The 23,854-nt window shown below is 62.6% G+C and carries 31 protein-coding genes; 22 read left to right on the plus strand and 9 right to left on the minus strand.

The genetic code is table 11. The features are described 5' to 3' along the window. Positions 1-132: 132 nt before the first annotated feature. Complete coding sequence (locus G3256_RS16495; RefSeq protein WP_169641862.1) at positions 133-1,032, minus strand: LysR substrate-binding domain-containing protein; 900 nt, start codon at positions 1,030-1,032, stop codon at positions 133-135. A gap of 104 nt (positions 1,033-1,136) precedes the next feature. Here G3256_RS16495 and G3256_RS16500 point away from each other — a divergent pair, with 104 nt between their 5' ends. Together G3256_RS16500 and G3256_RS16505 are read left to right on the plus strand one after the other, a co-directional pair. Beyond that, positions 1,137-1,367: a hypothetical protein gene (locus G3256_RS16500; RefSeq protein WP_169641863.1), complete on the plus strand. Its 231-nt coding sequence runs from the start codon at positions 1,137-1,139 to the stop codon at positions 1,365-1,367. 41 nt (positions 1,368-1,408) lie between these two features. After that, positions 1,409-1,759, plus strand: a complete 351-nt coding sequence (locus tag G3256_RS16505; protein ID WP_169642488.1) for an ArsR/SmtB family transcription factor — start codon at positions 1,409-1,411, stop codon at positions 1,757-1,759. Between the two features lie 112 nt (positions 1,760-1,871). On the opposite strand, the gene G3256_RS16510 is transcribed toward G3256_RS16505, so the two are convergent. Continuing rightward, positions 1,872-2,789, minus strand: a complete 918-nt coding sequence (locus G3256_RS16510) for a DMT family transporter (protein WP_169641864.1) — start codon at positions 2,787-2,789, stop codon at positions 1,872-1,874. A gap of 4 nt (positions 2,790-2,793) precedes the next feature. Beyond that, the gene (locus G3256_RS16515; protein WP_169641865.1) at positions 2,794-3,672 is read right to left on the minus strand and encodes a LysR family transcriptional regulator; all 879 of its coding nucleotides are present in this window, start codon (positions 3,670-3,672) and stop codon (positions 2,794-2,796) included. A gap of 238 nt (positions 3,673-3,910) precedes the next feature. Between G3256_RS16515 and G3256_RS16520 the strand changes: the two genes are divergently transcribed. The 13 genes from G3256_RS16520 (at position 3,911) to G3256_RS16580 (ending at position 12,227) form a co-directional block, all read left to right on the plus strand. Next, entirely contained in the window at positions 3,911-4,489 is a 579-nt protein-coding gene (locus tag G3256_RS16520; RefSeq protein WP_169641866.1) for an FMN-dependent NADH-azoreductase, read from the plus strand. 100 nt (positions 4,490-4,589) lie between these two features. Beyond that, positions 4,590-5,081 (plus strand): hypothetical protein, encoded by a 492-nt coding sequence (locus tag G3256_RS16525; protein WP_169641867.1) that lies wholly within the window; start codon positions 4,590-4,592, stop codon positions 5,079-5,081. A 32-nt stretch (positions 5,082-5,113) separates the two neighbouring features. Further along, complete coding sequence (locus G3256_RS16530) at positions 5,114-5,584, plus strand: hypothetical protein (protein WP_169641868.1); 471 nt, start codon at positions 5,114-5,116, stop codon at positions 5,582-5,584. A gap of 286 nt (positions 5,585-5,870) precedes the next feature. Further along, positions 5,871-7,370, plus strand: a complete 1,500-nt coding sequence (gene ffh, locus G3256_RS16535) for a signal recognition particle protein (RefSeq protein WP_169641869.1) — start codon at positions 5,871-5,873, stop codon at positions 7,368-7,370. After that, the gene (locus G3256_RS16540; RefSeq protein WP_169641870.1) at positions 7,367-7,939 is read left to right on the plus strand and encodes a GNAT family N-acetyltransferase; all 573 of its coding nucleotides are present in this window, start codon (positions 7,367-7,369) and stop codon (positions 7,937-7,939) included. The genes ffh and G3256_RS16540 overlap by 4 nt, the downstream gene beginning before the upstream one ends. 79 nt (positions 7,940-8,018) lie before the next feature. Next, on the plus strand, positions 8,019-8,543 hold the full coding sequence (locus G3256_RS16545) for a GNAT family N-acetyltransferase (protein ID WP_169641871.1): 525 nt from the start codon (positions 8,019-8,021) through the stop codon (positions 8,541-8,543). Continuing rightward, positions 8,540-9,142, plus strand: a complete 603-nt coding sequence (locus tag G3256_RS16550) for a GNAT family N-acetyltransferase (RefSeq protein WP_169641872.1) — start codon at positions 8,540-8,542, stop codon at positions 9,140-9,142. The genes G3256_RS16545 and G3256_RS16550 overlap by 4 nt, the downstream gene beginning before the upstream one ends. 102 nt (positions 9,143-9,244) lie before the next feature. Beyond that, a complete protein-coding gene (locus G3256_RS16555) occupies positions 9,245-9,541 on the plus strand; it encodes a chorismate mutase (protein WP_169641873.1) in 297 nt (98 codons plus the stop codon). 72 nt (positions 9,542-9,613) lie between these two features. Next, positions 9,614-10,030, plus strand: a complete 417-nt coding sequence (rpsP, locus tag G3256_RS16560) for a 30S ribosomal protein S16 (protein ID WP_169641874.1) — start codon at positions 9,614-9,616, stop codon at positions 10,028-10,030. Between the two features lie 104 nt (positions 10,031-10,134). After that, complete coding sequence (locus G3256_RS16565) at positions 10,135-10,278, plus strand: hypothetical protein (protein ID WP_169641875.1); 144 nt, start codon at positions 10,135-10,137, stop codon at positions 10,276-10,278. After that, positions 10,275-10,781 carry a ribosome maturation factor RimM gene (gene rimM / locus G3256_RS16570; RefSeq protein WP_169641876.1) on the plus strand — a complete coding sequence of 169 codons (507 nt, stop codon included), beginning with the start codon at positions 10,275-10,277 and terminating at the stop codon, positions 10,779-10,781. Before G3256_RS16565 ends, rimM begins: the two co-directional genes overlap by 4 nt. Position 10,782: 1 nt before the next feature. Further along, complete coding sequence (trmD, locus tag G3256_RS16575; RefSeq protein ID WP_169641877.1) at positions 10,783-11,574, plus strand: tRNA (guanosine(37)-N1)-methyltransferase TrmD; 792 nt, start codon at positions 10,783-10,785, stop codon at positions 11,572-11,574. Between the two features lie 47 nt (positions 11,575-11,621). After that, entirely contained in the window at positions 11,622-12,227 is a 606-nt protein-coding gene (locus tag G3256_RS16580; RefSeq protein WP_169641878.1) for an MliC family protein, read from the plus strand. Between the two features lie 159 nt (positions 12,228-12,386). On the opposite strand, the gene G3256_RS16585 is transcribed toward G3256_RS16580, so the two are convergent. Next, positions 12,387-12,947, minus strand: coding sequence for a hypothetical protein (locus G3256_RS16585; protein WP_169641879.1), 561 nt, complete (start codon positions 12,945-12,947; stop codon positions 12,387-12,389). Positions 12,948-13,291: 344 nt separating this feature from the next. Here G3256_RS16585 and rplS point away from each other — a divergent pair, with 344 nt between their 5' ends. Both rplS and rpmE read left to right on the plus strand, forming a co-directional pair. After that, positions 13,292-13,675, plus strand: coding sequence for a 50S ribosomal protein L19 (rplS, locus tag G3256_RS16590; protein WP_169641880.1), 384 nt, complete (start codon positions 13,292-13,294; stop codon positions 13,673-13,675). Between the two features lie 11 nt (positions 13,676-13,686). Continuing rightward, positions 13,687-13,908: a 50S ribosomal protein L31 gene (gene rpmE, locus G3256_RS16595; protein ID WP_169641881.1), complete on the plus strand. Its 222-nt coding sequence runs from the start codon at positions 13,687-13,689 to the stop codon at positions 13,906-13,908. Positions 13,909-14,002: 94 nt separating this feature from the next. On the opposite strand, the gene G3256_RS16600 is transcribed toward rpmE, so the two are convergent. The 3 genes from G3256_RS16600 to G3256_RS16610 all read right to left on the minus strand — a co-directional run bounded on the left by G3256_RS16600 (position 14,003) and on the right by G3256_RS16610 (position 17,535). Continuing rightward, positions 14,003-15,490: a hypothetical protein gene (locus tag G3256_RS16600; RefSeq protein WP_169641882.1), complete on the minus strand. Its 1,488-nt coding sequence runs from the start codon at positions 15,488-15,490 to the stop codon at positions 14,003-14,005. Positions 15,491-15,618: 128 nt separating this feature from the next. Beyond that, positions 15,619-16,488 (minus strand): haloalkane dehalogenase, encoded by an 870-nt coding sequence (locus tag G3256_RS16605; protein ID WP_246227661.1) that lies wholly within the window; start codon positions 16,486-16,488, stop codon positions 15,619-15,621. A gap of 15 nt (positions 16,489-16,503) precedes the next feature. Then, the gene (locus G3256_RS16610; protein ID WP_169641883.1) at positions 16,504-17,535 is read right to left on the minus strand and encodes an NADP-dependent oxidoreductase; all 1,032 of its coding nucleotides are present in this window, start codon (positions 17,533-17,535) and stop codon (positions 16,504-16,506) included. A 211-nt stretch (positions 17,536-17,746) separates the two neighbouring features. On the opposite strand from G3256_RS16610, the gene G3256_RS16615 reads away from it, so the two are divergent. After that, a complete protein-coding gene (locus G3256_RS16615; protein ID WP_169641884.1) occupies positions 17,747-18,556 on the plus strand; it encodes a division plane positioning ATPase MipZ in 810 nt (269 codons plus the stop codon). Here the strand turns inward: G3256_RS16615 and G3256_RS16620 are convergent. Then, entirely contained in the window at positions 18,540-19,412 is an 873-nt protein-coding gene (locus G3256_RS16620) for a DMT family transporter (protein ID WP_169641885.1), read from the minus strand. The two genes, G3256_RS16615 and G3256_RS16620, sit on opposite strands and share 17 nt — an antisense overlap. 132 nt (positions 19,413-19,544) lie before the next feature. Here G3256_RS16620 and G3256_RS16625 point away from each other — a divergent pair, with 132 nt between their 5' ends. Next, positions 19,545-19,760, plus strand: a complete 216-nt coding sequence (locus G3256_RS16625) for a hypothetical protein (protein WP_169641886.1) — start codon at positions 19,545-19,547, stop codon at positions 19,758-19,760. 6 nt (positions 19,761-19,766) lie between these two features. On the opposite strand, the gene G3256_RS16630 is transcribed toward G3256_RS16625, so the two are convergent. Then, positions 19,767-20,156: a RidA family protein gene (locus G3256_RS16630; protein WP_169641887.1), complete on the minus strand. Its 390-nt coding sequence runs from the start codon at positions 20,154-20,156 to the stop codon at positions 19,767-19,769. 131 nt (positions 20,157-20,287) lie between these two features. Between G3256_RS16630 and G3256_RS16635 the strand changes: the two genes are divergently transcribed. The 3 genes from G3256_RS16635 to G3256_RS16645 are packed head-to-tail and all read left to right on the plus strand — an operon-like array spanning position 20,288 to position 23,825. Then, a complete protein-coding gene (locus G3256_RS16635; RefSeq protein ID WP_169641888.1) occupies positions 20,288-21,511 on the plus strand; it encodes an amidohydrolase family protein in 1,224 nt (407 codons plus the stop codon). After that, positions 21,508-22,914 (plus strand): FAD-binding oxidoreductase, encoded by a 1,407-nt coding sequence (locus G3256_RS16640; RefSeq protein WP_169641889.1) that lies wholly within the window; start codon positions 21,508-21,510, stop codon positions 22,912-22,914. Before G3256_RS16635 ends, G3256_RS16640 begins: the two co-directional genes overlap by 4 nt. After that, positions 22,914-23,825 carry a TauD/TfdA dioxygenase family protein gene (locus G3256_RS16645; RefSeq protein ID WP_169641890.1) on the plus strand — a complete coding sequence of 304 codons (912 nt, stop codon included), beginning with the start codon at positions 22,914-22,916 and terminating at the stop codon, positions 23,823-23,825. The genes G3256_RS16640 and G3256_RS16645 overlap by 1 nt, the downstream gene beginning before the upstream one ends. Positions 23,826-23,854 lie beyond the last annotated feature (29 nt).

Genomic DNA, 23,854 nt, shown 5'->3' on the forward strand with positions numbered 1-23,854 from the left:
AGCTCCCTCGACCACTTTCAAGCCTTTGTTTATATTACATATTAAGAGGCTCCGCTGTCGCCCGGCGCCACCTTGTCGCAGCCGCGAAGCTGCCGTTGAGCGGTTTTTGTTTATTCAACCATCCGGTTGATTTTACGCGGCAGGCTCTGCGGGACGGAAGGGACGCGTCACCTCCAGAAGCCAGTCGCGCAGGGCGCGTACGGCGGCGCGACGCCGGCTGCGGCTGCCGGACACCAGATAGAATGCCCCGTCGCGGATGCCGGTGTCAAAGCAGCGCACAAGACGCCCGGTCGCAATATCGTGCGAGGCACATTCGGTCGATCCCAGATAGACCCCGAGCCCGTGCAGACCCGCCTCATAGGCCAGCGGCGATTTCAGCCGCCAGGCATTTTCAGGCAGCTGCACATCAGTCACCCCGGTTGCGGCAAACCAGTCGTTCCAGCTGTTGTTGGACCGGTCGCGCAGCAACGGCAGGCTGAGCAGATCACGTGGTTCCCGGATGTTTTCCCGTGCAATCAGCTCCGGCGCGGCATGGGGGTAAATCGCTGACGCACTGAGCAGATCGGCCGGTTCATCCAGCCGCCCCGTGCGGGCAAACCGGATCGCGATATCCGCCTCATAGCGCTCGACATCCGCCAGCATCGGTGACGCCTCCAGCCGGACGACGATCTGCGGATGGGCCGCCTGAAAGCTGCGCAGCCGTGGCAGGATAAAGCGCTCGGCAAAGAGCGGCTCGCTGTTCACTGTGACCTGCCCGCGCGGCACATCGGCAAGATCCTCGGTGGCACGCGCAATCATGTCGAGGGCAGGCAGCACCTGTTCGAGATAATTCTGTCCGGCGGCGGTCAGTTCAACACCACGCGGCAGATCGCGGAACAGCTGCACCCCCAGACGCGCCTCAAGACCACGCACATGACGGCTGACCGCAGAGTGGCTCACACCAAGCTCGCCGGCGGCGCGGCTGAAGCTCTGGTGGCGGCCTGCGGCATCAAAAGCCCGCAGCGCATTGAGAGGAGGCAGATTGCGCGACATGGAGATTACGTGACTTTTCTGCACGTGTAATGTCAAGCATCGGCGTTTGATTGATCATCGCGCAGCGGTCAGAATGACGCCGAGACACATCAAACAGGTGAGAAATGGCTGATATTCAGACGAACGCGCTTCGGCGCGCAGGAGCATTGCGTGCCAAAATCCGCCATATCATTCAAAAAGCGGGGCTGGCCGTCACCTTTTTCCGGCGCGACCCGCGCCACAACCTGCCTGATCTCGACGACCGCATGGCGCGGGACGCAGGGATTGACCGGTCGGATCTGGAATGGCGCAGGCTGAAGCTGCCGTCACAGCACAGCCACCATCCGCGCGGATGAAGGGCTTTGCGATCGCCCCTGCGGCAGGTATGACGGGGGCTATGACACGCCATCTCGATCAGGTCTTTGCAGCGCTCGCCGACCCGACCCGTCGGGAAATTCTCAATATGTTGCTGGAAGACGATATGGCCGTCACGGATGTGGCTGAGCCGTTCACGATGTCGCTGGCGGCGATTTCAAAGCATCTCGGGGTGCTCACGACCGCCGGACTTATCTCTCAGGACAAGCGCGGCAGGGTCAAATGGTGCAGGCTGGAGCCGGACGCCCTGCGCGCTGCATCCGTATGGATGCAGGGTTTCGGACAGTTTGAACCGGTAAATCTGGACGCGTTTGAGAGGTTCCTCGCCGCCGAGCTGCCCGGAGCGCCCGGCAGCGGGACTCAAACTGAGTAAATCGCTTTACACAAGGCCAACCAGACTCAGAACCGCCAGTACGACCACGATCAGTCCGATGATGTAAATTACGTTTCGCATTTGAGTACTCCTTAATTCATCTTGCGGGAAGTTAACTCGTCGAAACGCTTTGTGGTTCCCTGGCAGGTTTTTCATCGTCTCTGAGCAGCAGCGCCAGAGCCAGGATGGTTAGCAGAACACCACCCGTCACCACAAGGCCCGGCGCGCCATTGCCGAGCATGATTTCCCAGCCGATGACCCAGGAGGGGGTCAGATAGGTATAGGCCATCACCTTGGCGCTCGGCAGACGCAGGGTCGCATACTGCAGCAGCACGAATGTCGCCGATGAGGCGAAAAATGCCGTGTAAATAATGGTGATCCAGACGATCCCCGGCAGCGACGCCCAGGGGGTTGCCACCAGATCACGCCAGCCCCAGAGCGTGAGCAGCACGGCCCCCGCCACCAGCATGCCAAAGGTAAAAACAACAGCAGGTTCGCCCCGGTTCAGTTTGCGCACCATCGGCGTATAGAGCGCATGCGCCACACAGCCGACAAAATAAATCACCTCGCCGCGCCCGACCTCAAAAGCGCGAAGTGCCGCGACATCGGCGCGAAAGATGACCCAGAGCGCGCCCGCTGCCCCGATACAGAGCGCCAGCGCCATGCGCGGTGTCGTGATCTGGCGCAACAAAAGCCAGCCGAACCCCGCCGCGACCACCGGTGTCAGGGTAAATACCGCAGCCGCACTGACCGGTGGCGCGGTTTTCAGCCCCTCAAACATCAGCACGAAATAGATGCTGAAAAGCCCGCCCAGCACGGCATAGCGCCAGGGCGCACGAAATGCCCCTGCGGGAACCCCTGTGGTGGCCATCATCGCCGCCCCGATCACCGCACCCGCCAGGATGAACCGCACGGCGTTGAGTGCCGCAGGTGCGATCTCATTGGCCGCCATAGATCCCAGCGAAAACGACCCTGCCACCAGTGCGGAGAAGAGCAGCATGGCGGCATGCCCTCTGAGCGCCGGGGTCACGGCGTCATACTTTCCAGTCTTTCGACTGCTCTTTGAGAAAGGTCAGAAAGCTCTGCACTTTGGTTGTGCGGTGCAGATCGACATGCGTGACCAGCCAGAGCGGGCCGGACCATTCTTCCTGTCGCGGATGCACTTCGATCAGGTTGCCGGCGGCTTCGGCACCGTAAACCGGCATGAACCCGATGCCGGCACCCGCCATGATCGCCGATTCCAGCGCCCGCGTATCCGAGCTGCGAAAGGTCAGCGCCGCAGCCGGCACGACGTCCCGCAGCCAGCGTTCAAAGGGGGCGCGGGTGTCGTCCGCATCGACCGCGACAAAGCGGTGATGCACAAAGCTGTCGGTGCCGTCGGGCATGCCGTTCGCCTCGATGTAGTCTTTGCTGGCGTAAAGACCCATTTTCTGAACGTGGAATTTCTGTACCACATTGTCGGGCTGATCGGGCGCCGTGCCCGCGCGGATCGCCACATGGGCCTCGCCGTATTCCAGCCGGAAAAGCCGCGTGCCGGTCAGATAGCGCACAATCACATCAGGATGCAGACGCTGAAAATCCGCCAGCAGCGGCGCCATTCTGGGCGCGATGCTGATCAGCGAGGTCACGACAAGCTCGCCCGAAACATCATTGCCGCGCCCTTTGATACGTCCCACAAGCTGGCTGAACTGATCATCAGTGGCCTGGGCCACGCGCAGCAGGTCCTGGCCCGCTTCGGTGGCCGTGTATCCCCGGGCGTGGCGCTGAAAAAGTTTAACGCCGAGCCGCCCCTCCAGCGCATCAATGTGGCGGATAACCGTCGCGTGATGCACGCCGAGCACTTCTGCCGCACCGCTGACCGTGCCCATTCTGGCAACCTGAAAAGCGGTTCTGATCTCGTCCCAGTTGTCCATATTACCCTGCACCACCGACCGTTCCGACTGTGCGCTCAGCGTTTAACGATCTGTGCAGAATTGCAAGTCTCATTTCTCGACATGCCCGTTTCTGCTCAGTGGCGCAGGGCTGTCAGTGCCCTGCCGGAGTATCTGTTCAAAATTGCACATGAGATGTGCCCTGATCCGGATTGTGTGCGCCCAGCGATACCTTAGATCAGAGGTGCAACGACAAACTTTTCCAGCAAGGAAACCCGACATGACACAGAAAATTCTCCACATCGACGCTTCTGCCCGGCTTAACGGGTCTGTCTCCCGCCAGCTCAGCGCCGAGGTTGTTGACCGCCTCGGTGGTGATGTCACCCATCGTGATCTGGCTGAGGGTATTCCCCAGATCACCGAGGCATGGGTCAGTGCCACCTTCACCCCCGCCGATCAGCGCACCGACGACCAGCGCAACGCCCTGAGTTTTTCTGATGAACTCGTTGGCGAGATCATGGAGGCGGATGTGCTGGTGATCGGGACGCCGGTCTATAACTTTGCGCCGCCCGCCGCGCTCAAAGCCTGGATTGACCAGATCGCCCGCGCCGGTGTGACCTTCAGATACACCGAAAACGGCCCCGTCGGCCTTCTGGAAGGCAAGCGCGCCGTAATCGTTCTGGCCACCGGCGGCACCGCAATCGGCTCAGAAATCGACTTTGCTTCCGGCTATCTGCGCCACATGATGGGTTTTATCGGCATCCATGACGTAGAGATCATCGCCGCTGACCGGCTGATGGCTGATGCGGACACCGCCCTTTCCTCAGCGAAAAAACAGATCAGAGATCTGGCGGCCTGATCCCTCCCCTTCCCTCCCCTTACGGCGTGCCCCCGGGCGCGCCGTTTTGCGTCCCGCCCCTGTCATATCTTTGCCGGAATGATCCGCCACACCGGCCTGCATGAAGATCATCGAAGACACGCCCGACCGTCTGGTGTTCGAAAGCCGGCCGGTTCTGTTCGCCTTTATGGCGGCAGCGATGGCCCTTGCTCTGACGGCGGCTGCCATTGGCCTGTTCACATCCGGTGCGCCGGGCAGGGGGCTGCTTCTCACCGCATGTCTCGTCCTGCTTGCCGTGCCGATGATCTTTGTGACCTTCGAGCGTGTGCGGGTCATTTTTGACGCGCGCGAGGGGATTTGCACGCTGAGGCGGCGCAATCTGCGCGGCGACGGCACCCGCACCCACAAGCTCAGCACGGTCATCCGCGCGATGGTGCAGACGAGAAAAGGCGACGGCGAAAGCAGTGATGCGCACCGCATAGCCCTGGTGATCGGTGCCGATACCGCAGCCAACCGCCATCCGCTCACCCGCTTTCATGTCAGCGGCCCGGCAGCAGAAACGGCGACCGACCGCATCAACGCCTGGCTGCGCGCAACGCGCAGTGACGGTTGACAACGGATGCAGGTCACGGTCCGCTGTGCGGCATGAAAATCGTCTCTGATACGCCCGAAAAGCTGGTCATCGAAGCCCGGCACGGCTTCTGGCTCTTTGTCGTCCTGATCTTCGGTCTTCTGCTGATCAAATCCGGGCTCACCTCCTTTATGGCGGCGCCCGGGGTGCTGACCGGGCTCTGGCTCGCCGCGTTCACGGCGGTGGCCGTTGGCGCGCTCCGGATGCTGAGCGAGAGGGTCACGCTGACGCTGGAGCCTGATGAACTGCAGATCAGAACGCGCAGGCTCGGGCCGGCGCGCACCCAAAGCCTGCCTCTGGCACAACTTACTGAGGCGCGCGTCGCGGAGGGCACCGGTAAAAAAGGCGTGCTTGAGCTCGTCCTGCGCGACGACAGCGGCGCCGAGACCCTGATCCGACCGGGCAGCGCCCCGCGGCCCCCCGGCGCTCAGGAGGCCGCCGTGGCCATCAACCGCTGGCTTGCCGCACGCCGCGACGCGCTCTGAGCCGTCCCGCCCCGCCGGCACGCCCGGCGCTTGACACGGCCCGTCCCGCAGCCTAAACGGGCGCAAACCTCCGGAAGCGTCAGACTTCCGGTCCCGGGTCCGTCCGGGATCGCCCCCCACCAGCGAGTTTCGCCCGTGGGGGCAAACCTGTTTGGCGCACCACCCTGCTCTCTGACGCAGGACCGCAGAACAAGCCGCCGACCGCAATGGCCGGCCCGATTGAGAATGACCCGCGGCGCCCCTAAATCAGGGGTATCCCGCAACCGACCGAAAGGGGCATCTGCCCATGTTTGAAAACCTCAGCGAACGCCTTTCCGGTGTCTTTGACCGCCTCACCAAACAGGGCGCGCTCTCTGATGAGGATGTGAAAACGGCCCTGCGCGAAGTCCGCGTGGCGCTGCTTGAGGCCGACGTCTCGCTGCCCGTGGCCCGCGATTTCGTCAAAGCTGTGCAGGACAAGGCAACCGGTCAGGCGGTCACGAAATCGGTCACCCCCGGCCAGCAGGTCGTCAAGATCGTGCACGATGCACTCATTGACGTGCTGCGCGGCGAGGGCGAGCCCGGCCACCTCAAAGTCGACAACCCGCCCGCGCCCATCCTGATGGTGGGCCTGCAGGGCGGCGGTAAAACCACCACAACCGCCAAACTCGCCAAACGCCTCAAAGAAAAAGACGGCAAGCGCGTTCTGATGGCATCGCTCGACGTCAATCGCCCCGCGGCGATGGAACAGCTCGCGATTCTCGGGCTCCAGATCGGCGTCGACACTCTGCCCATCGTTAAGGGAGAAGACCCTGTCGCCATCGCCAAACGCGCCAAAACGCAGGCCGGTCTGGGTGGCTACGACGTCTATATGCTCGACACCGCCGGCCGGCTCTCCATCGACGAAGAGCTGATGTCCCAGGTCGAGGCCGTGCGCAACGTGGCAAACCCGCGTGAGACGCTGCTGGTCGTTGACGGCCTCACGGGTCAGGACGCGGTACACACCGCCGAGAACTTCGACGAACGTATCGGCATCACCGGCGTCGTGCTGACCCGGATGGACGGCGACGGTCGCGGCGGTGCAGCGCTTTCGATGCGCGCGGTCACCGGCAAACCGATCAGATACGTGGGCCTTGGCGAAAAGATGGACGCGCTCGAAACCTTTGAGCCCGACCGCATCGCAGGCCGCATCCTCGGCATGGGCGATATCGTCTCGCTCGTGGAAAAGGCGCAGGAAACGCTCGAGCTTGAGCAGTCCGAAAAGATGGTCAAACGCATGATGAAGGGTCAGTTCTCAATGAACGACCTTCGCATGCAGCTTGAGCAGATGCAGAAAATGGGCGGCATGCAGGGGATGATGGGCATGATGCCCGGCATGGGCAAAATGGCCAGACAGGTCGAGGACGCAGGGCTTGATGACAGCATCCTCAAACGCCAGATCGCCCTCATCCAGTCGATGACCAGACGCGAACGCGCCAATCCGCAGATCCTCCAGGCCAGCCGCAAAAAGCGTATCGCGCGCGGCGCCGGTCTCGAGGTTTCCGAACTCAATAAACTTCTCAAAATGCACCGCCAGATGGGCGACATGATGAAGAAGATGGGCAAAATGGGCAAAGGCGGCATGCTGAAACAGGCGATGAAAGGCATGTTCGGCAAAGGCGGCCCCTCGCCCGAAGAAATGGCTGCCGGCATGGACCCCAAAGCGCTTGAAGCAGCAGCCAGACAGATGGGCGGCAAGCTGCCCGGCGGTATGGGCGGCGGCGCAGGCCTGCCCCCCGGCCTCTCCGGCTTTGGCAAAAAGAAATGACACCACGCTGCACACATATCCCGACCGGCCTGCCGGCGGAACGCGCGATGGCCATCTCGGCCGGCGTCCCTGAGCTGCGCACCGACCGGCTGCGCCTGCGGGCAGCGAGGCTCGCCGACCTGCCGGCGTGGAACGAACTGCTGGTGCCGGACACCGCCGGACACCTCGGCGGCCCGCACGATGCCGAAGACGCCTGGAACGCCTTCTGCGTCTATGTGGCCGGCTGGGCTCTGCACGGGCACGGCCTCTGGGCCGTGGATCAGCGCGACACCGGTGAAACTCTCGGATTTGTTCATGTGGGCCTCGAATGGGGCGACGCCGAGCCCGAACTCGGCTGGATGTTCCTGCCAGGTGCCCGCGGTCAGGGCTACGCGACCGAGGCCGCGCGCGCAGCCCGCGACTGGGCCTTTGATGAAGGCGGTCTGCAGACGCTGGTGAGCTATGTGCACCCCGACAATACCGCCTCCGCCGCACTGGCCCGCCGCCTTGGTGCCGCACCGGACGCGCAAAACCATTACGATCTTCCCGGCGCCATCGCCTTCACCCACCGCCCGGAGGCGCTGCAATGACCTGCGCTTCTCTGGCTCACAAATATCCCCGCCGGAGGCTCCCGCAGCCCGCCGCACACAAACCGTCAGAGGATGCGCGATGACGGACGTGCTGATCCCGACCCTCGAGACGGACCGGCTCGTCCTGCGCGCCCCCGTGCCCGCAGATGTCGCACCCTTCGCTGCCTTCTACGCCAGCGATGCCGCGAAATACGTCGGCGGCCCGCTGCGCGATTTCCAGGTCTGGCGCTACACCGCCGAGGTCATCGGCCACTGGCAGCTGCGCGGCTTCGGCCGCTGGATGGTCGAACGCAAAGACGCCCCCGGGGCCATCGGCCTGATCGGCCTGCACGCTCCGCCCGACTGGCCCGAGCCCGAGGTTGGCTGGATGCTCTGGGACGGCAACGGCAAAGGCTACGCTGCCGAGGCGGCCCGCGCCGCCCGCGATTATGCCTGGAATACACTTGGCCTCACCACGCTGATCAGCTCCATCGCCCCCGAAAACGCGGCCTCCATCCGGGTGGCCGAAGGCATGGGCGCGCGCCGTGAGGCGCAGGGCTTCGAGCACCCGCTCTTCGGCACCATGGCCGTCTGGCGCCACCCGGCACCGGAGGCGCTGTCATGAACACAACAATCCCCGTGATTGAGACCCGGCGGCTGGTGCTGCGCGGTCCTGAGCCGCAGGACTATCCGGATTTCAAAGCAACCTTCACCAGCTACCGCGCGCGTTTCATGGGCGGGCCGCTGAATGCCTATGAGGCCTGGATGCTCTATTCGGCCGAAATCGGTCACTGGGAGATCCGCGGCTATGGCATGTGGATGATCCACGACCGCCAGACCGACGAGACTTATGGCATGGCCGGCGGCTGGAAGCCGGCGAAATGGCCCGAGGCAGAGATCGCCTGGGTGATCTGGCCTGACAGGGGCGGCCACGGCTATGCGCTCGAGGCCACCCACGCCGTGCGCGACTACCTCTACCGCGAGGGCGGCTGGGAAACCGCCGTCAGCTACATCGATCCCAAGAACCTGGACAGCATCCGCCTCGCGGAACGTCTCGGCGCCGTAAAAGATGCCGAAGCGGCCACCATCGACGGCAATGACGCGGTCTGGCGCCACCCCGCGCCAGCGGCCCTCAACGGCACGCAGCTTGCACACGGGATCGACATGGAGATCAGCCACTACGCCGATCCGCTCTTCAGACCGAAAGGATGGGCCCTTGACTGATCCCGCCACACGCAGCATCTGCATGCACCGCTCCGGTGCACAGCCTGTGCACACTCTGTGTACGCCCGGTGCACATGCGTTTCTGACCTTCGGAGGTCATCAATGACCGACCCCGTGACCCTTGCCGCGCAGGTGCTCAAAGAGCACCGGGCCAGCATCGACCGCCTCGATGCGATCCTCGTCTATACGCTTGGCGAGCGGTTCAAACACACACAGGCTGTGGGGAAACTCAAAGCCACTCACGACCTTCCCCCGTCCGATCCGTCGCGTGAAGCGGCCCAGATCGAACGGCTCGAAGATTTGGCGCGTCAGGCCGATCTGGACCCTGAATTCGCCAGGAAGTTTCTCAACTTCATCATCGCTGAAGTTATTCAGCACCACCGTAAACATCAGGAATAGCACCACTCAGGTGCCTCACGACATCAAACACTCCGGGCAACAGGCCCGACATTCAAAAAGGAAGACAAGACCATGGCTATGAAAATTCGTCTCGCCCGCGGCGGCTCCAAAAAGCGCCCCTTCTACCGTATCGTTGCCGCCGACAGCCGGATGCCGCGCGACGGCCGCTTTATCGAAAAGCTGGGCACCTATAACCCGCTGCTGCCCAAAGACAGCGAAGAGCGCGTGAAGATGGACGTCGAGCGCGTTCAGCACTGGATCGCGCAGGGCGCCCAGCCCACAGACCGTGTTGCCCGTATGCTGGAAGCCGCTGGTGCGACCGAGAAAACCGAGCGGAACAACCCCAACAAAGGCACCCCCGGCAAGAAAGCCCAGGAGCGCGCTCAGGAGAAAGCCGACAAGGCCGCAGCCGCAGCAGAAGCCGCAGCCGCCCCTGCTGAAGCGCCCGCCGAAGAGCCAGCAGCAGAAGAAGCCGCGGCAGAAGAGTAAGCCGCGCGTGCCGGCTGTCCCCCCGGGGACAGCCGCTGCCTCACAAGACCGGCACCGCCCCCGCATCGCCCGGGGCGGGCCACATTACATGAGCCGGACAACGCATGTTCAGACCCATCCGTTCGCTGATGCTGATCCTTTTCGCCTTTCTGGCGGGGATCTTTTTCGAGCGCGCCGGCTCATCGGACCGCTGCCTTGATCGGGGCGGCGCAATGTCCGAAGGTCTGTGCATCGGAGTGGACGAATGAGCGGTGACAAAATCTGTGTCGGTGCCATCGGCGGCGCTTACGGCGTGCGCGGCGAACTGCGCGTGAAAAGCTTCTGCGCCGTGCCTGAAGACCTCGAAAGCTATTCTCCGCTGACGTCCGGGGACGGAAGCCGCGCCTTTCACCTGGCACTCGTGCGCCCGGTGAAAAACGGCTTTGTGGCGCGGATCGTCGAGGTGGCCAGCAAGGAAGAGGCCGACGCGCTCAAAGGTGTGCAGCTTTTTGCGGACCGCGACCAGTTGCCCTCTCTGCCCGACGATGAATACTATCACACCGATCTGATGGGGCTTGATGTGCTGGACACCGGCGGCACACTGTTGGGCACCGTGAAACAGGTGCTCGATCACGGCGCCGGCGATCTGCTGGAAGTGCAGCGGCCGGGCTCGTCCGAGACGGTGCTGCTGCCCTTTACGCTGGCGGCCGTGCCGACGGTGGATCTGGCGACAGGACGTATAATCGCTGACCCGCCCGAGGGGCTCTTCTGAGATGGGTGACGCGCCCCGCAGCCACGGCCGCAAGACAATCCGGCAGGCGCTGAAACCGCGCTCTCTGATGGAGGGGGACGAGGAACTCGCCGGTGTCTGGCAGGCGCGGATCGTGACGCTCTTCCCCGATGCTTTTCCCGGCGTTCTCGGGCTCTCTCTCACGGGCAGGGCGCTGAGCGAAGGGCGCTGGCAGCTGCACACCCATGATCTGCGTGATTTCGGCATCGGAAAACACCGCAACGTGGACGACACGCCCGCGGGCGGCGGCGCCGGTATGGTGCTGCGCGCGGATGTGGTTGGGCCGGCCATCGAGGCCGCACAGGCCCATGCCCGTGGCCGCTGGCCCGTGCTTTACATGTCGCCCCGCGGGCGGCCCTTTGATCAGGCCATGGCCCGCGATCTGGCGCGCTCAGACGGGGTCACGATGCTTTGTGGCCGCTTTGAAGGCGTGGATGAGAGGGTGCTGGAGCACTACGGCGTGACCGAGGTGTCGCTGGGTGATTTCGTAATGACCGGGGGTGAACCTGCCGCACAGGCGATGCTGGATGCGACCGTGCGTCTGCTGCCCGGTGTTCTGGGCAATGCCGAGAGCACTGTGGAGGAAAGCCATTCGGCGGGTCTGCTGGAGCATCCGCAATACACCCGACCGGCAAGCTGGGAAGGCCGGGAGATCCCGCCCGTTCTGATGTCCGGCAACCACGGCGAGATCGAAAAATGGCGCCGCGCGCAGGCCGAAGAGCTGACCCGCACCCGCCGTCCGGATATGTGGACGCGGCGCGATCAGTCGTCGTAGGGTACCCTCTGTGGCGGCCCGTCGCGCCGCATCTGCAGGAGCCTGAAATGTCCCGGATGACCCCCGTCTTTTTCTGTATCGCACTGGCCGGCCCCGGCGTTGCGGCCCCTTCTTTTGACTGTGCCAAAGCCTCGGGCGCGGTGGAGGAGCTGATCTGTGCCGATGCGGATCTGGCGGCACTCGACCAGGTTCTCGCCGGTCGCTACAGCGCCGCACGAGAGGTGACACGCGGGCTCGATGCGGGAGCGGCGGAGGCGGAAAACACCCTCAAAGCCGAACAGCGCGGATGGATAAAGGGCCGCGATGACTGCTGGAAAGCCGGTGATCTGCGCGCCTGTGTCGAGGCCGCTTATCTTATGCGCGAGGGTCATCTCGTCGCGCGCTGGATGCTGGAGGCGCCGTTTGCGACCACCTTCTGGACCTGCGGAACGCCGGCAAACGAGCTGGTGACGATGTTCTTTGATACGCCCCTGCCCTCTGTTCGGTTCGAGCGCGGCGACACGGTGGATACCGGCACGCTTACTCCGACAGCCTCAGGCAGCAGATACGAAGGCAGTTTCGGGCGGTCCCTCTGGATCAAAGGCGATGAGGCCACCTGGCGCGAAGCGGATCCCGACGGCACGACAGTCACCTGCACGGCGGCCGGCAGCTGAACGACTGCACGCTGCGGGCCACAGAGCGCATCTGCGAACATTCCAGACAGGGCGGCAAAACCGCGGCACAGCCAGACATTTGCGCTGCACGCCTCCGGGCGGCCGGGCCGGGCCGGTGCCTGCACTGCCCGGACGGCTGCGAATGCGCAGGCCGGACCTTTACCCGGCCCCCCCTTCGCCCCCGTCGCGCTCATGGCCCACCTGCACCGCATCGATCTCGCGCGGGCGCAGGATGTAGGATTTCGGCCGGTTGCGGGTGCTGATGTCACAGGCGGGTGGCGCGCCGAACTGCTGCAGCTTTCCGTCCTGACCGGAAAAGGCCCAGCGCCCGGCAACAAGCTGATAGGTGCGCGTTTCGTTGCCTTCGTCGTCCTGGAAAAACTGTTTGCGCCAGGACCCTTTGATCTGCACCGGCAGGCGCATGAACTCCACCGGTGGTACCGGTCGCTTTGACGCCACCGCCGCCTGACGGACGCGGCCGTCGACCCAGCGCAGATGCGCCTCAAGCGGGCCCGTTTCGCGCGCACGGCGGCCTGCGAAAACCACGGCAATCTCGGTTTCTTTCTCGAAAAAGCCACGTACGATCAGGTTAGTGGCTGACAAACGGTTAAGCTGTGGGATGAGCTCCACTGCGACAGGTCCCCCGTAGGTCCGGAAAAGACCGCGGTCCTCCAGTTCCGGAGAGATATCATCAGCGGCAATTTCGCCCGTGCGCGGCATAAACCCTACCTGTTCCACAGCCCCTTCACCCTGCCCTGCGCAGGCCGCAGGGAAAGCCTTTCCGGCATACACCCCCGGCCTTAAGGAAACCTTTAACGCGTGCGGCACCGATGTGGCGCAGCCGCCGCCCGCAAGCCCCTTGATCCGGGCCACGTTCCCGCCTATACCGCGCAAATCCGGAATCGCTCATGGCTCTTCCGGTATGTTCTGCTGTGGCGGAACATGAACCAAGGAATGATGTTTGTATCCTCCCGGCGGGCGCCCAGGGCGCACCCGATACACCCCGGAGCTCTGAAACGCGCAAAACTTCGCGGAACAACCGCGAGCAGATAGGAGACGATCAGATGGATCTGATTGCAGAGATTGAAGCGGAACAGATTGCCGCTCTGGGGAAAGAAATCCCCGATTTCCGTGCCGGCGACACCGTGCGCGTGGGTTTCAAAGTAACCGAAGGCACACGCACCCGTGTGCAGAACTACGAAGGTGTGTGCATCGCGCGCAACAACGGCAAAGGCATCGCCGGCTCCTTCACCGTTCGCAAGATTTCCTTTGGTGAGGGCGTGGAGCGTGTGTTCCCGCTGCATTCCACCAATATCGACAACATCACCGTTGTCCGCCGTGGCCGTGTGCGTCGCGCCAAGCTTTACTATCTGCGCTCGCGCCGTGGTAAATCCGCACGGATCACCGAAAACTCCAACTACAAGCCCCGCTCGGGCGCTGAAGCGTAAAGGCCGGACCGATGAAAGCAGATACACATCCCGACTACCACATGATCGACGTCAAAATGACCGATGGCACCGTGGTGCAGATGAAATCCACCTGGGGCAAAGAGGGCGACCAGCTGTCACTCGACATCGACCCTTCAGTGCACCCGGCATGGACCGGCGGCTCCTCACGCCTGATGGATACCGGCGGCCGCGTGTCCAAGTTCAAGAACAAATACGCAGGTCTCGGCTTCTGAGCCACGCCATCTTCGGATGACTGCAGGGGCCTCTCAGGAAACTGAGGGGCCCTTTTTTCATTCTGGTCTGGGCCCGCACGGCCGGACCGCCCGTTCAGATTTTCGAGAACACCCAGGCATTATCTTTGCGCCACTTTGCGTCGTCCAGCAGTTTATCAGAGATCCCGAGGTCGGGATTGAGCTGGTCACTGGTATCGGTTCCGAACATCTTTTTCGGAACACCGTTTCCGGCAATAATCGCGTCGTGCCAGCGCGGCGGGCGCGTGCCGCTCCCCAGATCGCAGAACTGATCGCCGATGAAGATTTGTGAATAATAAAGGCTGCCGCAGCTCTTTTCAGAAGCCGAGCCCAGTTTGTAAGTCTTTTTATCAAACTTGCGTTTGCGCGCCTTTTTGGTTTTGACGGAATTCGATACTACCCCCCATCTCTGGATTGAATAGGCGGTGTGTTTTGACTCCAGCCTGCTCTTGAGGGCGATCAGGACCCGGAAGGCTTCGTAGTGAAATCCCAGGGCATGCGCTCTGCGGATATCGTCGAGCTTGTTCGGCCACCGGATATCTCCGGACTCGCGCAGCACAGAGAAGGCCTCAAGGTTGCCCCAGTCGTTGCATATCGCGTCATGCACCTCTTCGAGCCGCAACACCGCATCGATAAAGGCCGCGTCGACTTTGAGCCCGAGGTCTTTTATCGCCGCGCTGATCCTGCCGGACGGATCGCCCATGTTCGATTTTGTGTGATCCCACAAAAAACCCATCATCATGCCCAGCATTGCGCCTTGCGGGCCTGCTTTACCGGCTGCCGTCTTCAGCAGCTTCATCGCGAGGTCCATGAAAAACACCGCTTTGGTATCTACTTTCTCAACGAGACGGTATTTGTCGTTAACCGTGTCCAGAAAGTGGTGATCGAACACCTTCTCGTCGCGGTACATGTTCCGCAGATGCCCGCCGTCGCCGAACCAGTCCTTCGCGTAGGTGAAAAAGGTCACTTCCCTTTCAAGATGTTTCAGAACGCTTTCCCAGGCCGCTTTCTTTTTCGCGGGTCGGCGGGGCGGCTTGATGTCGCTGATCATCTTCGGTGTCAGCCGGTCACCCTGATCATCCATCGGCGCGATGCCCAGTTGCCGTACAATGGCGTCATAGGCGTCTTTTTCCAGACCCTCATAGGCCAGCTCCGGAAATGTCTCTCCACTGGGCTTACAGGTCATCACCCGGTCCAGCACATCCGCGACAGGCGATGCGAGCGCCGTAAGCGGCGCACCATCGTTCATCCACGCGAGATCGTCAGGCACCTCCGGAACGGCTTCTTCTTCCGGCTCAGCGGTGGTGACAGGACGCAGTGTGATGCTCCCGTCGGTCAGCTCAAATGCCGGATCGCCGATATCCTGCACGGCGGCCCGGATCGCGGCATGTTCTGTCTCATCTGCCTCGCTGATACACACAACCAGGCGCGGGATGCGTGCTCCGGCCGGTGCGACATCCAGGATTTCCGTCCGCCCCGTCAGCTCTGCGGGCACCCGCTTCTGCAGCGCGTGCAGATACTCCACAGCGTCACCTTCACCCATCTGTGCGATTGCCAGTTTCAAATGATTTCTCCCGGAAATGTTTCACCCTCAAAGGTTGAAGGCTAACGCAGGGTAATCCGTCTGACAATCCGGGTGATCTTCAGGATTTCAGATTTCCGGTCGGGCGCCTTTTCTGAGCGCAGAGCCGGTCAGACCTGCGCCTGCTGCAACCAGGTGGCAATCGCGCGTCCGATCTCAGGCCCTGAGTCTTCCTGAATGAAATGGCTGCCGGCGACCTGCACTTCGGTCTGGTTGCGCCATGTACGGCAGAAATCCCGCGGCGCGCCTGTCAGTATGGCACCAGGTTCTGCAGTGACGAACAGCTTTGGCAGATCGTTACCGGCCATCCATTCCGCGTAAGCGGCGACCCGCGCCGCCACATCCGCCGGCTCTCCGCCAACCGGGATCTGGCGCGGCCAGATCAGCGTGGGCCAGCGGTCGTCGCGCGCTGCAAAGGGGCTACGGTAAATCTCCATCTCCTCCTCTGTCAGATCGCGCAGCACCGAGCCTGGCAGAACGCGCTCGACAAAGGTGTTTCTGCCGAGGATCAGATCCTCACCCGCCTCCGAGCGGAAGGCCTGAAAGAGCGGCGTGGCAGCGGGCGAGAACTCTTCCCAGCCGGCCAGTGGCCGCACGATTGCTTCCATATAGACGATGCCTGCCACCGCATCCGGATGTGTGCGGGCCCAGTCGAACCCCAGCGCCGAGCCCCAGTCATGGATCACCAGGACCACTTCTTCTGTCAGCCCCAGCGCCGCCATGAATCCGGCCAGATACCGGCTGTGCACATCGAAGGTATAGGTGTCCGGCCCGGGATCCGGCAGCTTGTCACTGTTGCCCATCCCAATGAGATCGGGCGCGATGAGCCGCCCCTGTCCGGCAAGTTCCGGCATCACATCTCGCCAGAGATACGACGAGGTCGGGTTGCCGTGCAGGAACACGATGGGCCGCCCGCTGCCGGTGTCGGCATATGCCATCCCGGCGCCATGCACGGTGACACGTTTGTCCGCGATGCTCACAGCGCTTCCTCCCGGTTATCCGACCCTGACGACGACCTTGCCAAAGCTGCGCCCTTCAAGCACGTCATTGAGAGCTGCAGGCGCGTTTTCCAGCCCTTCAACCACCTGTTCGCGATATTCGATCAGCCCCTGATCCAGCCAGTCTTTCATATCCCTGCGGAAGTCTTTGTAGGTCGAGGCCGGAAAGCTGTCGAAGATGATGAAACCCTGCAGCTTCACTTTCATCTTCAGCACCGTGCTCATGATCATCGGCCCGTAATCCGGTCCGTCGGGCAGGCCATCAAGGTTATACCACCCGGCCACGCCACAGACAGGCACGCGCGCAAAAGCATTGAGCAGCGGCAGAACGCCATAGAGCACCTTGCCGCCCACATTCTCGAAATAGACGTCGATGCCATCCGGGCAGGCGGCGGCCAGTTGCTCTTTGAAATCCTCCGCGCGGTGATCGATGCAGGCGTCAAAGCCGAGGTTCTCGACCACATGCGCGCATTTCTCCGGCCCGCGTGCCACGCCCACGACGCGGCAGCCTTTGATCTTTGCGATCTGGCCCACCGTGGCGCCCACCGGCCCAGAAGCGGCGGCGACCACGACCGTCTCGCCCTCTTTCGGCTCGCCGATCAGCAAAAGCCCCGCCCAGGCGGTGTAGCCGGGCATGCCGAGGAGCCCGAGCGACCATGAAGGGTTCTCCGGGTCCGGCCCGAGGTTCATCACGCCCTCACCATCCGAGAGCGCATAATCCTGCCAGCCGCTGCCATTGAGGACCATATCTCCCGGCGCAAAGCCATCGACGTTCGAGGTGATCACCTCGCCCACGACCTGGCCGGTCATCTCCTCGCCGATCTTGACCGGTTCGGCATAGGATTTCGCGTCATTCATGCGCCCGCGCATGTATGGATCAAGCGAGAGATACACAGTGCGCACCAGCATCTGCCCCGGTCCGGGCTCCGGCACGGCACTGGTTTCCAGGCGCAGCGTGTTGTCATCGGGCATCCCGCGCGGGCGTTCGGCAAGGACAATGCGGCGGTTGGCGTCTGATGTCTGGGGCATGGCGATCTCCTTAAAGTGCATTCCGACCGTGCCTGTCCCGCCCGCCGGGTGCAATGGCTTTCAGGGCGCGGGCCCGGGTGCCACACTCTGCTCAAATTCGTACAAATCAGAGACTGATACAGGCCATCGCGGCTTCCCAAATGACTACACCCCACATATAGTGCGGCCAATACAAAGCCGCGCAAAGCGGCAGGGGCAAAGGATCGGGTACATGGCGCATATAATCGTCGTCGGAAACGAAAAAGGCGGCGCGGGCAAATCCACCGTGTCGATGCATGTCGCGACCGCACTGGCGCGTATGGGTCACAAGGTCAGCGCGCTGGATCTCGATCTGCGGCAACGCACCATGGGGCGCTATGTTGAAAACCGACAGGCGTTTCTGGCCAATGCAGGGCTGAACCTGCCGGGGCCACGGGTGCATGAGCTGCCCGAGATTGCCGCAGAGACACTGAAACCCGGCGAGAACATTTATGACCACCGGTTGTCGGCTGCGGTGGCCGAGCTCGAGCCCGATAATGATTTTATCCTGATCGACTGCCCCGGATCACACACCCGCCTGAGCCAGGTGGCGCACAGCCTTGCGGATACGCTGATCACGCCCCTGAATGACAGCTTCGTCGATTTCGATCTGCTCGCGCGCACCGATCCGACGGGCGAGGAAATTCTCGGACCGTCGGTCTATTCGGAGATGGTCTGGAACGCGCGGCAGCTGCGCGCGCAGGCGGGCCTTACCCCCATCGACTGGATCGTCGTACGCAATCGCATGGGCGCACAGCGGATGGTCAACAAGGAAAAGATGGAGCGCGCGATCAGCAATCTCAGCCGCCGCATCGGGTTCCGCATTGCACCGGGCTTTTCCGAGCGGGTCGTGTTCCGGGAGCTTTTCCCGCGCGGGCTGACGCTGCTCGATCTGAAGGACATCGGTGTCAAACAGCTCAATATCTCCAACGTGGCCGCCCGTCAGGAACTGCGCGATCTGGTGAAATCCCTCAACCTGCCAGGCGTCACGGTCGATTTCTGATCCGGCGGTGCCTGAGCGCCCGTAAATTTGACACAAAGAGCGCGCCAACCACAATGCTGCCGCCGGCCAGCGCCCAGGGGCCCGGGTTTTCGCCCACCACGGCCCAGACCAGCAACGGCGCCAGAACGCTCTCCAGCAGCACCAGCAGGCCCACCTCGGCCGACGTGATATAACGCGGCCCCAGCGCCAGAAGCGCGGAACTGCCCAGAATGAACCCGCCGTGCATCAGAACCAGCGGTGCCTGCTCAGAAGCCACTGAAAGCGGCGCGGCAAAGGGCAGTATGACAAGAGCGGCCGCGAGGTAACTCATTGCAGCCCCCGGCACCATCGAGACCTGTCGCACATGACGCGCCGCTGTGAGTGCTGCGGCAAAAAGCGCCGACACCGCAAGCGCCAGGGCATCGCCGGACCAGTGCGCGTTTGCTGGTTCGCCGGAGCCACGCGCAATGATCGCAAGACCGGTGATCACCGCCACCATCGTCAGCACCATACGCGCACTGACCGGCTCGTCCAGAAAGACCCGGCTGAAGAGGGCTGCGAAAACCGGCAGGGAGGCGATGATAAAGACCACATTGGCCACAGACGTCAGGCTCACGGCGAGCACAAAGAGCACACCACTGCTGCCCACGCCGAGCATATAGATCGCGCCGTATCGTCCGGCGCTGAGTACAGCGCGGAATGGTTTTGTGCCCTGCACCAGCAGGATCCCGCCACTGAGCATGCCGCCTGCGAGGGCCAGCCGCCAGAAGGCGATCGTCAAAGGCTCTGCCGCGATCAGACGCACAAAAAGCGCGTCCGGCACAACCAGGAGCACGCCAAGCGTCGTGATGCAGAGACCTTTTTGGTGATCATTCATGGGTACCGGTCGTGACGACTTTGCGTGCACAAGTAAAGACGCCCGGTCCTCTGATCTGCAACGGGCTTGATCCGGCGCAGGCTCACGCCATACTCTTTCTCAGAGCACAGCATCAGGGAGGTTGCGGCGCCTATGAGCAAATACGGCCCGTCCCGCAGGGATCTGAGGTATCGCGCAGGCTTTGCCATCGCCGGGTTGAGCATGACCGCAGGCGCGCTGGCCTATCGCGGCTGGCCCACCGGCCCGGGCGGCTGGGAGGCCATCGGCATAGCACTTGTTTTCTTTGGTGGCACGCTGATCTGGGCGATGCGGAAACTCATCCGGCAGGACTATCCGGACGAGACCTGAGACCGCTCAGGGGGCCGCCGCCCAGACCTCGACCTCGACGACAAACTCCGGGCGGGTAAAGCCCGAGACGATCAGAAGGGTAGAAGTGGGCAGCACGCTGACACTTTCCAGAAACGCATCCCGCGCGATCATATACCCCGCCATATGCGCACGGTCGGTGACATATGCCGTCACGTGGCAGACATCACCCGCCCCCATATCAGCCTCCGCCAGGATCTTCGCGATATTGTCAAAACACATCCGCGCCTGGGCCTCTGATCCTTCGGGCACAGAGCCGTCGGCTCCGATCGCAAGCTGGCCGGCCGTGCGCACCCAGCGCAGACCAGCGGGCAGTTCGACCCCGTGCGAATACCGGGCGACAGGGGCGGAAATACCGGACGGGGCAAGCGGTTTCATGGCGTATCTCCTGATCTCATGTCAGATCATTCTTGCGCAGAGCTGAGAAATTTGAAACGGTAAGTGCACATCTCTGGCACAGATTAATTTCTCAAGGGCCGCAGTGAAGATTTCCTTTGAAGGAGGGAGATATGAATGCGCCTGTCGATGCCGTTCTGCATGACATTCTAATTCCACGTGCGCTGCTGCGCGATGACGCGGGCTTTGGCGGCACGCCTGCGGGCGACTGTCTGCGCGGCGATCTGCTGATCCGCGACGGCAGGGCCCGCAGGCTGCAACCCGGGACGCCCGGTGACGCGCCCCGCATCGTGCTGCCTGCCCTCACCGAGGCGCACTGCCATCTGGATAAGTGCCACACCATCGCACGTCTCGGCACTGTGGGCGGCGATCTGATCGCGGCCATTGCGGCACAGAAAGAGGACAAGGCAAACTGGAGCGAAGCCGACCTGTCCCGCCGCGCCCGTATCGGGCTGGCCGAAGCACAGGCCGCCGGCTGCATCGCGCTGCGTACCCATGTGGACTGGGGCGATACGGTGGAGGCGCCGCTGAACTGGTCGGTGCTGACAGGTCTCGCGCAGGAGACTTCCGGTCTGACACTGCAATGCGCGGCCCTGACCGGGATTGATCAGCTCGCAGAGGATGGTTTCTGTGATCAGGTGGCGCGCCGCCTGGCACAGGACGGCGGTGTTCTGGGAGCCTTTGTGCTCGGGCATAAGCGTGTGCAGGACGGGCTGACTGCGATGATCACGTCTGCTGACAAATACGGTCTCGCGCTGGATTTTCACGTCGATGAGGGCCTCGGCGACTACAACGGGCTGGAAACCATCTGCGACGCACTCATTGCTGCACGGTTCGCGGGGCCAGTGCTCTGCGGCCATGCGGTCAGCCTGATGGACCGGCATGGTGATGACCTCACCCGCATTCTCGACAAACTGGCGCGGGCGCAGGTGTCGGTCTGCGCGCTGCCCACCACAAACCTCTATCTGCAGGACCGGCGGAGCGGTACACCGGACCGGCGCGGTCTGACGCGGCTGCGCGAAATGCAGGCAGCGGGTGTGCCGGTTGTGGTCGGCTCCGACAATGTCGCCGATGCTTTCTGCCCGATGGGCCAGCATGACCCGATGGCAGCCCTGCATCTCGCGGCGCTGACGGGCCACCTTGATCCACCTATGGGTCGCTGGCTGCGGTCGGTGACGGTGGATGCCGCCACAGCACTTGGCCTTGATCCTGTCTTCGTCGATGGCGCGCGCGCAGACGATCTGCGCCTGAGCACGGCCCCCGATCTCGCCGGTCTTGTTGCCGGCCGCGCCCCTCTTCTTAAGCTGACCGATGTATTGCAGGAGACTGTTCAATGACCTCCATTTCCGGAAAAACCGATATCGACTGGACCGCCTTTGCCGCTGATCTCGCCCCCGTCGAGGTGATCAGCGAAACGGTGCTGGTGAAAAAGCGCAGCCGGGATTTCTTCTGGTACAGCCCGGTGCTAAATGCCGAGCTGAAAAAATGCTTTGGCGATCTGGTGGCCCGACCGAAAACGCCCGAAGAAATGCGCCACTGCCTTGCTGTGGCGTGGAAATACAAAAGCCCCGTGGTGCTGCGCGGTGGAGGTACCGGCAATTACGGGCAGAGCGTGCCGATGGACGGCGGGCTGATCATCGAAACCACAGCCATGAACCGCATCCTTGAGACCGGGGATAATTTCGTGCGGGTCGAGGCCGGGGCGCTCATGGCGGACATCAACGCCGCCCTGACCCCCCGGGGCCGGGAGATGGCGATGTTCCCCTCCACCCAGGATATCGCGACCGTCGGAGGCTTTGTGGCAGGCGGGTCGGCAGGCATCGGGTCGGTCGCAAACGGCGCGCTGCGCGACCCCGGCAACCTCATCGCACTCCGGGCGCAGTCGGTGGAAAAGGTCCCGCAGGAGCATGTGTTCGAAGGCGAAGACGTTCTGCAGATTCACCACGCCTGGGGTCTCAACGGGGTGATCACCGAAGTGACCCTGCGCACGGTGCCGGCGCGTGACTGGGTCGGCTGCCTTGCAACCTTTGAGACTTATGAGGCGGCCTATGCCGCAGGGTATCAGCTCGCACAGGCCACCGATATTGGGCGCAAGCTGGTCACCACGGTCGATGCACGCATCTGTTCCTATTTCCCGCGGCTCGAAGGGCATATCCGCCCGGAACACCACCTGCTGGTCTCGTTGCTGCCATCCGAAGATGTGGGCCGGTTCCGCACGCTGATCGAAGAGGCCGGTGGTCACGTGGACCTGACCCTGACAGAAGAGGAACGCCAGACCGCGAAACTGCCGCATGTCTTTGATTTCTCCTACAACCACACGACGCTGCAGGTGCTGAAAGCCGACCGCAGTGCCACCTATCAGCAGGTCGGCTGCCCTGTGCCTCCCGATCCTGCCGCCATCGCAGACCTGCGCCCGAAGCTCGGCGAAGACGTCTGGATGCACCATGAGTTTGCGCGGGTGGGCGGTGAGATCGTGACCTTTGATCTGCCGATCATCTGGTACACGACGCCCGAACGGCTGGCGGAAATCAATGCGACATATGAGGAAAACGGCTTTCCGGTCTATGACGCGCATACCTGGCGGGTCGAGGGCGGTGGGTTGAAGAACGCGGACTACCGACATCTGGCCGTTAAGAAGCGCATGGATCCGGACGGGCTGCTCAATGCCGCAAAATCCGCCGTCTGGGAGAGCGTCAAAGACCTTTCGCCGGAAGAAATAGCCGCAAAGGGAGCAGAATAATGCAGCTCAGAACCACACCGCTCGCGGAACGCTTTGGCGTGATCGTCGAGGATTCTGACCTCAGTGCGACGGACGCGGCAGGCTATGCGGCGATCCGGGCAGCGTTTGAAGAGCATTCGGTGCTGCTTTTTCGCGGTCAGGAGATTGATGATGAGGCGCACCTCAGGCTCGCGCGCATGTTCGGGCCCGTTGAGGATCGCCTCTCGGATGAGCGCAAAAAGGGCGAGGCCTATAAAGTGCCTGAGGTGTCAAACATCCTTGAAGACGGCTCGGTGACCTCGGAGAGTGATCTGCACACGCTGAACCTCAAGGCCAATATGCTGTGGCACTGCGACAGCACCTTTCTGCCGGTGCCGGCGCTCACGAATATCCTGATCGGGCGCGTCGTGACGGAAACCGGGGGCGAAACCCAGCTTGCATCTGCCCGCGCAGGTTGGGCCGATATGCCCGAAAAACTGCGGGCAAAGATTCGCGATAAAGGGCTCTGGCACCGATATGCGCACTCGCGTGCAAAAATTTCGCCGGAACTGGCGAAATTACCGATGTTTCACAAATGGCCCGATCAGCTCTGGCGGGCCGTCTGGACCAACCCGGTGAACGGGCGGGAGGCGCTTTATATCGCCAGCCACGCATTCAGAGTGGAGGGAATGGATCAAGGTCCGGGAGCGACACTGATAGACGAGTTAGCGTCATTTGTGACCCGGCCGGCGTACGTTTACAGCCATAAGTGGCGGGCCGGGGATGTTCTGATCTGGGACCAGCGCGCCGTGCTTCACCGTGCCACACCTTGGGATTACGCCCGGCCCCGCCGGCTCTCAAGCCTTTGTGTCTCCACGGGCCCCCAAGATGGGCTTGACGCCATGCGCCTCACTGTTGAAGATCACCCCGTCCCCCGCTCAGGGGTGTCGTAAAAGCAGACCAACTGCATCACCAGACCGGA

It is taken from the genome of Roseobacter ponti (assembly GCF_012932215.1).
Taxonomy (GTDB): domain Bacteria; phylum Pseudomonadota; class Alphaproteobacteria; order Rhodobacterales; family Rhodobacteraceae; genus Roseobacter; species Roseobacter ponti.